The organism is Teichococcus deserti, from assembly GCF_001982615.1.
GTDB lineage: Bacteria > Pseudomonadota > Alphaproteobacteria > Acetobacterales > Acetobacteraceae > Pseudoroseomonas > Pseudoroseomonas deserti.
Genome location: NZ_MLCO01000016.1, coordinates 16765 through 28964, shown reverse-complemented (window position 1 = coordinate 28964; position 12200 = coordinate 16765). Strand labels below are relative to the sequence as shown.

11 protein-coding genes are annotated in these 12200 nt (G+C 71.4%); 6 read left to right on the top strand and 5 right to left on the bottom strand.

The genetic code is table 11. The features are described 5' to 3' along the window. The first annotated feature begins 9 nt into the window (after positions 1 to 9). On the top strand, positions 10 to 1587 hold the full coding sequence (locus BKE38_RS02565) for an ABC transporter substrate-binding protein (protein WP_076955838.1): 1578 nt from the start codon (positions 10 to 12) through the stop codon (positions 1585 to 1587). A 59-nt stretch (positions 1588 to 1646) separates the two neighbouring features. On the opposite strand, the gene BKE38_RS02560 is transcribed toward BKE38_RS02565, so the two are convergent. Further along, a complete protein-coding gene (locus tag BKE38_RS02560) occupies positions 1647 to 1874 on the bottom strand; it encodes a hypothetical protein (protein ID WP_131829475.1) in 228 nt (75 codons plus the stop codon). A gap of 423 nt (positions 1875 to 2297) precedes the next feature. Beyond that, positions 2298 to 2987: a GntR family transcriptional regulator gene (locus BKE38_RS02555; RefSeq protein ID WP_076955800.1), complete on the bottom strand. Its 690-nt coding sequence runs from the start codon at positions 2985 to 2987 to the stop codon at positions 2298 to 2300. Positions 2988 to 3090: 103 nt separating this feature from the next. Between BKE38_RS02555 and BKE38_RS02550 the strand changes: the two genes are divergently transcribed. The 4 genes from BKE38_RS02550 to BKE38_RS02535 all read left to right on the top strand — a co-directional run bounded on the left by BKE38_RS02550 (position 3091) and on the right by BKE38_RS02535 (position 6658). Then, positions 3091 to 3906: an enoyl-CoA hydratase gene (locus tag BKE38_RS02550; RefSeq protein WP_083747252.1), complete on the top strand. Its 816-nt coding sequence runs from the start codon at positions 3091 to 3093 to the stop codon at positions 3904 to 3906. Positions 3907 to 4042: 136 nt separating this feature from the next. Then, positions 4043 to 5026: a Bug family tripartite tricarboxylate transporter substrate binding protein gene (locus BKE38_RS02545; RefSeq protein ID WP_076955799.1), complete on the top strand. Its 984-nt coding sequence runs from the start codon at positions 4043 to 4045 to the stop codon at positions 5024 to 5026. A 4-nt stretch (positions 5027 to 5030) separates the two neighbouring features. After that, a complete protein-coding gene (locus BKE38_RS02540; protein ID WP_076955798.1) occupies positions 5031 to 5813 on the top strand; it encodes an SDR family oxidoreductase in 783 nt (260 codons plus the stop codon). Positions 5814 to 5860: 47 nt separating this feature from the next. After that, on the top strand, positions 5861 to 6658 hold the full coding sequence (locus tag BKE38_RS02535) for an enoyl-CoA hydratase/isomerase family protein (RefSeq protein WP_076955797.1): 798 nt from the start codon (positions 5861 to 5863) through the stop codon (positions 6656 to 6658). A gap of 99 nt (positions 6659 to 6757) precedes the next feature. Here BKE38_RS02535 and BKE38_RS02530 read toward each other — a convergent pair whose 3' ends face one another. Continuing rightward, positions 6758 to 8047, bottom strand: a complete 1290-nt coding sequence (locus BKE38_RS02530) for a DEAD/DEAH box helicase (protein WP_076955796.1) — start codon at positions 8045 to 8047, stop codon at positions 6758 to 6760. 114 nt (positions 8048 to 8161) lie between these two features. Then, a complete protein-coding gene (locus tag BKE38_RS02525) occupies positions 8162 to 8473 on the bottom strand; it encodes a hypothetical protein (RefSeq protein ID WP_076955795.1) in 312 nt (103 codons plus the stop codon). Positions 8474 to 8675: 202 nt separating this feature from the next. Here BKE38_RS02525 and BKE38_RS02520 point away from each other — a divergent pair, with 202 nt between their 5' ends. Further along, positions 8676 to 10301 carry a putative bifunctional diguanylate cyclase/phosphodiesterase gene (locus BKE38_RS02520; protein WP_083747251.1) on the top strand — a complete coding sequence of 542 codons (1626 nt, stop codon included), beginning with the start codon at positions 8676 to 8678 and terminating at the stop codon, positions 10299 to 10301. Between the two features lie 9 nt (positions 10302 to 10310). Here the strand turns inward: BKE38_RS02520 and BKE38_RS02515 are convergent, their stop codons facing one another. After that, positions 10311 to 12197 (bottom strand): Hint domain-containing protein, encoded by a 1887-nt coding sequence (locus BKE38_RS02515; protein WP_076955794.1) that lies wholly within the window; start codon positions 12195 to 12197, stop codon positions 10311 to 10313. Positions 12198 to 12200: the final 3 nt, after the last annotated feature.

The following is a 12200-nucleotide window of genomic DNA, read 5'->3' as shown; positions in this document are numbered from 1 at the left end:
ATCGATGCCGTGAAGCGTCGCACCTTTCTTGCCGCCGGCGCCGCTGTGCTGGCCGCCCCCGCTGTTGGCCATGCCCAGCAGAGTCGCGTGCTGCGCTTCATCCCGCAGACCGACCTCACCGTGCTCGACCCGGTGATCAACGCCTCCTATGCCACGCGCAACCACGGCTACATGATCTTCGACACGCTTTACGGCACCGACACGCAGTTCCGCGTCACGCCGCAGATGGTCGAGGGCCATGTCGTCGAGAACGATGGGAAGCTGTGGCGCCTGACCCTGCGCGAGGGGCTGAAGTGGCATGACGGCGAGCGCGTCCTGGCGCGCGACTGCGTGGCCTCGATCCGCCGCTGGGCCGTGCGCGATGCCTTCGGCCAGGGGCTGATGGCGGCGACGGAAGAGCTCTCCGCCCCCGACGACCGCACCATCCAGTTCCGCCTGAAGGCACCTTTTCCGCTGCTGCCGGAAGCGCTGGGAAAGATGCCCTCGCTGGTGCCGGTGATGATGCCGGAGCGGCTGGCCAGCACCGATCCCTTCACCCAGGTCACCGAGATGGTCGGCAGCGGCCCCTTCCGCTTCCTGGCCAATGAGCGCGTCTCCGGCGCCCGCGTCGCCTATGCCCGCTTCGACGGCTATGTCCCGCGCAGCGGCGGCGTCGCCGACGGCACCGCCGGCCCGAAGGTCGTGCATGTCGACCGCGTCGAGTGGACCACCATTCCCGATGGCGCGACGGCGGCCGCGGCGATGCGCAGCGGCGAGCAGGACTGGCTGGAATTCGCCGCCAACGACGTGATCCCGCTTCTCGCCCGCGCCCGCACCCTGAAGGTGGCGGTGCAGGAGCAGAGCGGCATGATCACGCTGATGCGCATGAACCACCTGCAGCCGCCCTTCAACAATCCGGCGATCCGCCGCGCGCTGCTGGGCGCGGTGAACCAGGCCGATTTCGTCCAGGCCGTGGCCGGCGCCGACAGCAGCATGTGGCACGCGCCGATCGGCTTCTTCACGCCCGGCAGCCCGATGGCCAGCGATGCGGGGATGGAGGTCTTCAAGGGCCCGCGCGACTACGAGAAGGTCAGGCGCGAGCTCGCCGCCGCCGGCTACAAGGGCGAGAAGGTCGTGCTGCTCGGCGCCTCGGATCCGGCCTTCATCGGCACGCTGGCCGAGGTCGCCGCCGACATGCTGCGCAAGGCGGGGATGAATGTCGACCTGCAGATGTCCGACTGGGGCACGCTGACGGCGCGGCGCCTCAGCCGCGAGCCGGTGGAGAAGGGCGGCTGGAGCTGCCTGATGACGGCGCTGACCGGTGTCGACATGGTCAATCCGGCGCTGCAGCTGGCGCTGCGCGGCAATGGCGACAAGGCTATGTATGGCTGGCCCAACCTGCCGGAGCTGGAGACGCTGGTCGCCGAATGGTTCGCCGCCGATGGCGTGCCGGCGCAGCAGGCGGTGGCCCGCAAGCTGCAGCTGCAGGCGATGCAGGACCTGCCCTATATCCCGACCGGCCAGTTCATGCAGGCAGCGGCGCAGTCGACGAAGCTGCAGGACGTGGTGCGCGGCTTCCCGGTCTTCTGGAACGTCAGGAAGGCCTGATCAGGACGTCAGCGAGGGCGGCGCGCGGCGCCGCCCTCGGCGTTTCTTGCTGATGCCCGCTACAGATACTGCGCGGCGACGCTGCGGGCTTCCTCGAAGGCGACGCGCTCCGGCTCGCTTGAGGCATAGCCGCTGACCTCGGGCGTCTCGATCTTCTCGAGCCAGGCCACCTCGACCTCGTGCGCCCTCATCTTGATCGCATCAGGCTTGGCGAGCAGGTACTGCTCGGTTTCGGAGCGGATGGAGTCGACGTCCTCGTCGAGGGCGAGCTCCCAGAGGCGATCCATGAGGACGGAGGCGATCATGTCGAAAACGTTAAGCCGGGTCCGGAGTGAGGCGCAATGACCGGCCAGGCCCTGTTTTGTCGGCCGTCTGACCCTCATTTTCACGGCGTGATCATTGTGCTCTGCAGCAAGAAGCGATGCGCTCACGCTTCCATGAGGCGGAAGAATTCGTCTTTGCTGATATAGCCAGGGAAGTTCGCGAGATGACGTGACGGTATCGTCACGAATTACGACGCTGTGCTGCACCAGCGCAGTTGCAGCAATCGCAATGCGCTCCGATGTTCTCTCTGTTTCGTGATGACTTGTGCGTCGCAGCACAAGCTGAACCGGTCCCGGGTCTCGACGGACTTGTTGCTGTCGTAGACATCAATCACTGCGACGCGCACGAACCCGGGCCGTTCGCAAGCGTGCTGGTCGCCGGGGCGGTCACCCGCCCGCCAGCGACTCCAGCCACCGCCGCTTGCCGCCTTCCGAGACATGCGCCTCGCCCAGCCGCCGTGCGCGGCCGGCGTCACCGAAGGCCACTGCCTCGAGCATGGCGGCGTGCTCGGCATTGCTCTCGCGCATCGAGGCCGTCTGCGACAGCGCCCGCTGCCGCGCCAGGTGGCTTTCCTTCAGCAGCGAGCCATAGAGCGCCGCCGCCCGCCGATGCCCGGCCGCCGCATGCAGCGCATCGTGGAAGGCCAGGTTGCGGGCGTAATAGCTGGCGGCGCGCCCGGCCTCGGCATCCTCCTGCATCCGCGCGACGTCGCCGCGCAGCGTCTGCATCGTCTCGTCCGACAGACGCCCGGCCGCGTGCCGCTCCGCCAGGCGGGCCAGGATAAAGCCCTGCAGCAGGGCGCGCATGTCGTAGAGCTCGGCCATTTCCTCGGGCTCGAGGCGGCGCACGCTCATGCCCTGGCCAGCGGGGCCGGCGGCGACGAGCCCGTCGCGCTCCAGCCCGCGCAGCGCCTCGCGCAGGGGCCCGCGCGACAGGCCCAGGCGGGCGGCCAGCGCCACCTCGTTCAGCCGGCTGCCGGGGGCCAGCTCGCCCGCCAGGATCAGCGCCTCCAGCCCGGCGCGGGCGCGCTCGGCCAGGGGAAGGCCGTCGGGGAGGGGGGCGGCGGAAATGTCCATGGCCGGCAAGGCATCACGCCGGGCGGCGGCCTGTCAACAGGCTGTTGACAGGGGCGGCGGCGCGACGCAGCCTGCCGTTCGGATCGCGAAAGAGACGCCCGCCATGCCCGACATGCTTCCGCCCGCCCATCCGGCGCTCGGCACCGACAAGATGCTTTCCCGCAAGGCGGGGGGCGTGGGCTGGATGATCTTCAACAACCCGGAGCGCCACAACGCGGTCTCGATGGAGATGTGGCTGGCGGCCGAGCAGATCCTGACCGATTTCGCCGCCGACCCCGAGGTGCGCGTGCTGGTCGTGACCGGCGCGGGTGGCAAGGCTTTCGTCTCCGGCGCCGATATCTCGAAGTTCGAGAGCGAGCGCGGCTCGGCCGAGGCGGTCGCGGCCTATCAGGCGCAGACCGCCAAGGTCTATGAAGCGCTGGCCGATTTCCCCAAGCCCACCATCGCCGCCATTCGCGGCCATTGCATCGGCGGCGGCTCGGCGCTGGCGGTCTGCTGCGACATGCGGATGGCCACCGAGAAAAGCACCTTCGGCATCCCGGCCGCGAAGCTCGGCCTCGGCTACCCCCTGCCGGGCATCCGTCGCCTGGTGCATCTGGTTGGCCCCTCCTTCGCCAAGGAGCTCTTTTTCAGCGCGAAGAAGTTCTCGGCCGAGGATGCGCGCATCATGGGGCTGGTCAACCGCGTGGTGCCCGACGACGCGCTGGACGCGCTGGTCGAGGATTACGCCGCCACCATCGCCGGCAACGCGCCGCTGACCGTCGCCTCGGTCAAGGCGATCGTCGCAGAGGCGCTGAAGCCCGATCCGGACGAGGCGCTCTGCGATCGCCTGGTGCGCGGCTGCTTCGCCAGCCAGGACTATATCGAGGGGCGCCGCGCCTTCATGGAGAAGCGCGCCCCGCAATTCACCGGGAGCTAGCCTGTGATCGCCTGAGGCGCCTTCGCCGAAAGGCGTGAATCACAGGCTCAGCCAAGCTTCCGGTTCAAGCGACCCGGCCCGGCCAGAGGACCCGCGACAGACGGGCCCGGCCGCGGCCGCCGGAGGAGGAAGTCCGATGATCGACCGCCGCACCCTGCTGGGCGCCGGGCTGGGGGGGCTCGCGCTGCCTCTGGCCAGGCCCGGGCTGCTCAGCGCCCAGGAAGCCTGGCCCAGCAAGCCGATCCGCATCGTCGTCGGCTTCGCCGCCGGCGGCGCCACCGACATCAGCACCCGGGTGATGCAGCCGCGGCTGACCGCGCTGCTCGGCCAGCCGGTGCTGATCGAGAACCGGCCCGGCGCCGGCGGCAATCTCGCCACCGAAATCGTGGTGCGCTCGCCCCCCGACGGCGCCACCTTCCTGATGGGCACCATCGGCGCGCTGGCGATCAATCCCAGCCTCTATGCCAGCATGCCCTTCGACCCGCAGGCCGATCTGACGCCGATCGCCATGTCGGGCAACGTGCTGAACGTTCTGGTGGTGCCGGTGGACCGGCCGTGGAAGAGCCTGGCCGATCTCATCGCCGCGGCCAAAGCGGCGCCGGAGACCATCACCTATGGCTCCTCGGGCATCGGGGGGGCAGGGCATCTGGCCGGCGCGCTGCTCGACCAGATGGCGGGCGTGAAGACGGTCCATGTGCCCTATCGCGGCGGCGGGCCGATGATGACCGACCTGATGAGCGGCAAGGTGGACTATGCCTTCTCCACCGCGCCCACCGCCCTGCCGCAGGTGCAGGCCGGGCGGCTCCGGCTGCTGGCGGTGCCGACGGCGCAGCGCATCAAGGCCCGCCCCGACGTGCCGACGGTGGCCGAAAGCCTGCCGGGCTACGAGGTGCAGAACTGGTACGCGCTGGTCGGGCCCAAGGGCCTGCCGCCGGCCATCGTCACCCGGATGAACGGGGTGATGCGCGAGGCCCTGGCCGACCCGGACGTCTCCGCCGCCCTGGAGGGCCAGGGGGTCGAGCCTCTGCTGAGTACCCCGGCGGAGTTGGCCAGCTTCATCAGGATTGAGACGGAAAAATGGGCGCCGATCGTGCGGGCCACCGGCGCCAAGGTGGAGTGATCGAATGGACTTGGGCATGCAGGGGCGGTTCGCCCTGGTGATCGGCGGCTCCTCCGGCATCGGCCTGGCGACGGCCGGGCAATTGCTGCGGGAGGGGGCGCGGGTCGCCATCGCCGGGCGCGACCCTGCCCGCTTGGCCAGCGCCGCGGCGACGCTGATGGAGGAGGCCGGCACGGCGCCGGAGACCATCGTCTGCGACCAGGCCGATCCGGCCTCGCTGGCGGCGCTGGTGGACAAGCTGGGCGGGCTGCCGCTGCATGCCCTGGTCTGTGCCGCGGGCGGCAGCCGGCGCAGCGCCTTCGGCGACCTCTCCGACGAGGCCTGGCTGGAGAACTACGAATTCAACATCCTCGGCACGGTGCGGGCGGTGCGCGCGCTGCTGCCGATGCTGCGGGCGGCCGGCGATGCGCGGGTGGTGCTGCTGGGCGCCGTCTCGGCGCGGCAGCCGACGGCGCATCAGGTGGTCTCCAACGTGCACAAGGCCGGCGTGCTGGCCCTGGCCAAGACGCTGTCGCTGGAACTGGCGGCGGAGGGCATCGCGGTGAACAGCGTCTCTCCCGGTCGGGCGCTGACGCCGCTCTGGCAGTCGCGGGCGAAGCAGATGGCGGCCGACGAGGGGATTTCCGAAGCCGAGGTGCTGGCCCGCGTCGCGTCCGACATCCCGATGGGCCGGCTCGGCACCCCGGCCGAGGTCGCCGCCATGGTGTCCTTCCTGGTCAGCCCCGTGGCGGCCTATGTCACCGGCCAGGCCATCGCGGTCGATGGGGGCCTCAGCCGTGGGGTGTGACGCGGGGCGCCGGGCGGTCTAGCCTCCCCGGGACAAGGGAGAGACACATGGACCAGAAGATCGCCGAAGCCGCGGAAGCCACCACCCATGCCCGCCTGGAGGCGGGCGTGCTGGAGCTGACCATGTCCTATCCGCGTCGCCGCAACGCCCTGGCCCCGGCGCTGCGCGAGGCGATGATGGCGCATCTGGAGGCGGCGCTGGGCAAGACAGAGGTCCGCGCCATCGTGCTGACCGGCGAGGGCGGGCATTTCTGCGCCGGCGGCGACATCTCCGGCATGCAGGGCATCACCGGCATGGGCGGGCGGGCGCGGCTGCATTGGGGCCATCGCATGATCCGCCTGCTGGCCGAGGGCGAGAAGCCGGTGATCGCCGCGGTGGAAGGTCATGCCGCCGGCGCCGGCATCTCGGTCGCGGCGGCCTGCGACATCGTCGTCGCCTCGCGCGCGGCGGTCTTCACCTGCTCCTTCAACCGCGTCGGGCTGGTGCCGGATCTGGGCCTGGCCTGGACGCTGCAGCGGCGGATGGGGCTGGGGCGGGCCAAGCGCGTCATGCTGGTCGGCGCGCCGATGGGGGCGGAGGAGGCAGCCGGCCTCGGCCTGGTCGACCATCTGGCCGAGCCCGGGAAAGCGCTGGAAGAGGCGCGGGCGCTCGCCCGGCAGATCGCAGCAAGGGCGCCGCTGTCCAATGCCCTGGCCAAGACGCTGCTGAACCGCTCGACCGGGACACTGGCGGAGTCGCTGCAGGCAGAAGCGGATTTCCAGGGCCTGCTCTACACCACGGAAGATTTCCAGGAAGGCCGCGACGCCTTCCTGGGCAAGCGGGAGCCGGCCTTCAAGGGCCGTTAGGGCGTGATGGCTTGAGGCGGGATCACCGAGAAGCCTGAATCACGCGATCAAACAACGTCCTGAACCAGCCTGCCTTCGTCTTTCCGAAGGCGGGTTGGTTCAGGCGGCCTTCCTGGCGAGGGCGGCCTCGCGGGCGGCGAGCTTCTCTTCCTCGGTCCAGACCTTCCGCTCGCGCTTCTCCTGCGGCTTGATCTCCTTGACCGGGCCGCCGCCCAGCACCGGCGGGCGCAGGGTCGACAGCCGCGCCGCCTCGGAATGCCAGGCGTGGTCGGCCTGTACATCCAGGGCACGGCCGATCTCGCGCTCGACGTCGCGCAGCCAGGCGCGCTGCTCGGCGTCGCAGAGCGTCACGGCCACGCCGCTGCGCCCGGCCCGGCCGGTGCGGCCGATGCGGTGGACATAGCTCTCCGCCACGGCCGGCAGGTCGTGGTTGAAGACATGGGTCACGGTGTCGACGTCGATGCCGCGGGCGGCGATGTCGGTCGCCACCAGCACCTGCACCGTGCCGGCGCGGAAGGCCTCGAGCGCCCGCTCGCGCTGGCCCTGCGACTTGTTGCCGTGCAGCGCCTCGGCGGTGATGCCGGCCTCGGTGATGAAGCCGCAGACCTCGTTGGCGATGTTTTTCGTCAGCGTGAAGACGACGGCCTGGCCGATGCCCGGCGTCGCCAGCAGGGAGAGCAGCGCGGCCCGCTTGTCGGCGGCGTCGAGGAACATCACCGACTGCTCGATGCGATCGACGGTGGTGGAGGGCGGCGCGATCTCGACCTTGGCAGGCTCGCGCAGCAGGCTCTCGGCGAGCGCCGCAATCGACTTCGGCATGGTCGCGGAGAAGAGCAGCGTGTGCCGGTCCTTCGGCAGCGTCGCGACGATCCGCTCGATCGGCTTGGCGAAGCCCATGTCGAGCATCTGGTCGGCCTCGTCCAGCACCAGCGCCTCGAGCTGCGACAGGTCGCACAGCCCCTGGCCGATCAGGTCGAGCAGCCGGCCCGGCGCGGCGACGATGATGTCGACGCCTTCCTTCAGCGCATTGACCTGGTGGAACTGGCTGACCCCGCCGAAGATCGTGGTGACCGTCGGCCCCTGGTGCCGGCCAAACTGAGAAAAACCGTCGGCGATCTGCGAGACCAGCTCGCGCGTCGGCGCCAGCACCAGCACGCGGGCGCCGCCCTTCGGCGCGGGCCTGGGATCGGCGGCCAAGCGGTGCAGCAGCGGCAGGGCGAAGGCGGCGGTCTTGCCGGTGCCGGTCTGCGCCATGCCCAGCAGATCACGGCCCGCGAGCAGCAGCGGGATCGACTGCGCCTGGATCGGCGTCGGGCGGACATAGCCGGCCTCGTCCAGCGCGCGCAGCAGGGAGGCCGCGAGACCCAGCTCTTGGAAGGTCGGGGACATGGTCGTGCGGCGCCTCCGGCGCGGATCAGGGCTGCGCCGGTTCGGGCTGGCAGGCGTGAGGGGAGGCGCGCTTCTACCGGGCCATGCTGCGCTGCGTCAAACGCAAAGAACCCCTCAGCCGAACTGCCCGCGCAGAAAGCCCAGGGCCGGCAGCGGGCGCCAGCCGCGCGGCAGGTCGGCGCGGCGGATCGGCGTCACGCTGTAGCTCGGCATCGGCATGCTGGAACTGCGCAGGAAGCCGGCATAGGCGCGGATCTGCTGCTCGCGCCAGCTGCGATCGGCATCGGCGGCGGCGCGGCTCGGATAGATCTCGGCGATGCGGGTGCGGCGGCCGATGGCGGCGACCACGGCCCAGAGCCGGTCCTCGCGCGCCCGGCTGAGGCTGGAAACCCCGAGCCCTGGCGCCGGCGGCGCCTCGGCGCTCATCCGGCGCGGGTCCTGGCGGTGATGCTGGCGCTCAAGCTGGGGATCCTTCCGGCAGGGTGCCTGTGATGGCCAATGCTAGCGCAGATTCGGCGGCCGCCACGGCGCTTCAAGGGGCGGCAACACCGCCGCGTCGCGCCGGCCTTCATCGATCGTTGAGCAATCTCCGCTAGACGGCAAGAAGATTGCCGAAAAATGAGACGAGATGCGCCCCCAGGCCTGTTCCGCCGCCGCCCCGAGCGGCCGTCCCCGCCGCCGCCGGGCCTTCCGCCTGGCGCCCCGCCCGGGCCGGGCGCGGCGCGACCTGCTGCTGATCCTCGCGGCGTGCCTGGGCCTGTTCGCCCTGGCCAGCCTTTGCGATTCCTATGAGACCATCCAGCGCTTCGTCGAGGCGCATGAGGACTGGCAGCTGGACGAGCTGCTGACCCTGGCCTTCATCCTGCCCTTCGGCCTGGCCGCCTATGCGCTGCGCCGCGACCGGGAGCACCGGCGCGAGCGCGCCTGCCGCCATCGCGCCGAGGCCGAGCTGCAGCGCGCCGCCGCCGAGGACCCGCTGACCGGCCTGCCCAACCGCCGCCAGCTCACCGAGGCGCTGGTGGCGCGGCTGGCCGGCGGCACGCCGCTGGCGCTGTTCCGCATCGACCTGGACCGCTTCCGCCTGGTCAACGAGCTGCATGGGGCGGTGCTGGGCGACCGCCTGCTGCGCCAGGTCGCCGCCCGGCTGCGCGGCGCCCTGCCGGAGGCGGGGCTGGCCGCCCGCATCGGCGGCGACGAGTTCCTGCTGATGATGCCCTGCGACAGCGGGGTGGCGGCCGAGGCCGCGGCGCGGCGGCTGGGCGGGCTGCTGCGCCGGCCCTTCCGGCTGGAGGGGCAGCGGCTGCGGCTGAGCGCCAGCATCGGCATCGCGCTGCACCCTGCCGACGGCGCCGAGGCCGGGCTGCTGCAGCACCGCGCCGAGCTCGCCCTGCAGCGCGCCAAGGCCGAGGCGCGCGGCAGCCAGCGCCGCTTCGCCCCCGACATGGAGGCCGCCGCCCAGGCCGCCGCCGCGCTGCTGGCCGAGTTGCCCGAGGCGATCGAGCAGGGTGCCATCGAGCCCTATTTCCAGCCGCTGGTGGCGCTGCCGGCGCGGCGGCTGATCGGCTTCGAGGTGCTGGCGCGCTGGCCGCATCCGCAGCGCGGCATGGTCTCGCCCGCCGCCTTCATCCCACTGGCCGAGGAGGCGGGGCTGATCGGGCCGCTGACCGAGGCGCTGCTGCGCCGCGCCTGCCTGGCGGCGCGCGACTGGCCGATGCCGCTGACCATCGCGGTCAATCTCTCGGCGCTGCAGCTGTCGGATGAAGGCCTGACGCCGCGACTGGAGGACATCCTGGCGGAGACCGGGTTCGACCCGGCGCGGCTGGAGCTGGAGCTGACCGAGAGCGCGCTGATCGGCGACCTGGACCGCGCCCGCGCCGCTCTGCTGCGGCTGAAGCAGCGCGGCATGCGGCTGGCGCTGGACGATTTCGGCACCGGCTATTCCAGCCTGAGCCATCTGCGCGCGCTGCCCTTCGACAAGATCAAGATCGATGCCAGCTTCGTCGGCCGGATGAGCGAGCAGCCGGAATGCCGCAGCATCGTCGGCGCCGTCATCGCCATGGCCGCCAGCCTGGGCATGGCGACCGTCGCCGAAGGCGTCGAGCGCGAGGCCGAGGCGGCGCTGCTCGACGATCTGGGCTGCGCCATCGGCCAGGGCTGGCTGTTCGGCCGGCCGATGCCGGCCGAGGCGGTGACGGCGCTGCTGGCCGGCCCGGCACCGCGCGCCGCTTCCCGGCCGGCGGCGCTGGCGCCCTGAAGGGAAGGCTCAGGCGGCCGCCGCCGCGCCGCCTGCCAGCGCCGCGGCGCGGGCCGCCAGCCGGACGCGCAGCGCGGCCGGCAGCTGGCGGGCCGATTTGACCCGTGGCAGCGGCAGCTCGGGGATCGGCAGCGCCGCCTCGCCATGCAGCGCGGCGAATTCAGAAAAATTGTCGAAGCGGCGGCGGGTGACGTTGTCGACGAAGCTTTCGCCCTCGACCCCTTCGGCCAGCACCAGCGCATGCTCCGGCAGCTCGATATGGTAGTAGGAGAACCGCTCCGGCAGCTCGGCGGCGGCGAGCCGGACGATGGAGCGGCCATTGACCAGGGCGCCGGCCTGCACCAGCAGCCCGTCCAGCCGGATGGCATGGTCGGGCGACAGCAGCAGGTCGCGCGAAGGCAGCCCCTCGGCCAGCGCCCCGGCGCGGATCCGCACCGGATAGGCCTGCAGCGGGTCGGCAAAGCGCTTCATCACGGTCTGCACGCCCAGCCAACGCATGGGTTGCCAGGCGCTGCCGCAGGCGCCGATCGTGGTGACGTGGTCGCCCGGGCGCAGCGCCTCGACCGGGATCGCGCCGCTGATCGTCATGATCCGCGTGCCGGAGGCGTAGCAGGTCGCGGTCATCATGATCGAGCCGTCGCCGCTGTCGCGGCTGAAGTCGAGCTGGTCCTCGGTGTAGCTGCCGTCGAGGGTCATGTTGTAGGTGGTGGCGCCGTCGGTGACCTGCAGCGTGCTGCCGCTGAGCAGGCTCCAGCTCCAGCTCGAATCGTAGCTCAGCCCCTGGAGGTCGATGCGGTCGCCATAGGAGAAGCCGCTGATCACCAGCCCGTCCGCCAGCGCATCCGCCGCACCGAGCTGCAGCGTCGCGCCGGTGCCGATCATATCGATCCAGCCCTGCGCGATGCCGCCCGCCTGGATCACCTGGGTGCCGCCGGAATAGATCTTGGTGTCCGAGCCGATGCCGCCGGACAGGATGACCTGCAACCCGCCATGGCCGATCGCATTCTGCCCCGCCAGGCCGCCGGCGGAGATGTAGGACACGCCTTCCACGATGTTCTGATAGGCGGTGCCGCCGTCCAGCACGTATTGCGTGGCGCCGGCATCAATGAAGGTGGCCACCGTGAAGCCGGCGACATATTGCGTGCCGGCGCCGAGCTCGGTGCCGGCGGCGCTGCCCCCGGCCAGCACCTCCTGGCGCCCGCCGGTCAGCGTGGTCAGGATGGCCGTGCCGCCGCTGGCCACGTCCTGCAAGCCGCCCGATTCCACCGTGGCATAGGCGACGAAGCCGAGGTCGCCGACCTTCTGGATGCCGCCGGACCCGATGGTCGTCCCCTCGGCGCCGCCATAATCCTCAATCCGCTGCAGGCCGCCATCGGCGACGATCGTGCCGCTGGCATAGCCGTCCTCCCGCACCAGCTGCGTGCCGCCGGAGGCGATCCCGGTGCCGGCGGTCTCGCCGAAACGCTCGACCAGCTGCAGGCCGCCGGCGCTGACCGTGGTGTCCGTGGCGCTGCCGTTGGTCGTCCCGTCGCCGGTGACGGTCTGGCTGCCGAAGACCGTGGTGCCGCTGGCATGGCCCTCCAGCACCTGCTGCAGGCCGCCCCCGCGCACCATGGCGCCGAGGCTTGCGCCGCCCTGCACCTGCTCGATGCCGCCGCTCAGGATCTCGGTGGCCGAGGCGCTGCCGCCCTCCGCGACCAGCTGCAGCCCGCCGGCAGAGACGGTCGCGCCCGAGGCGCTGCCGCCGGCCTCGATCGTCTGGGTGCCGCCGCCATGGACATAGGTGCCATAGGCCGCGCCGCCGCTGACCAGGATCAACTCCTGCACCTCATAGGCGGAGCCCACGGAGATGTTGACCGCGGACATGCTGCCGCTGAGCGTCTGCGCGCCGGACATGGT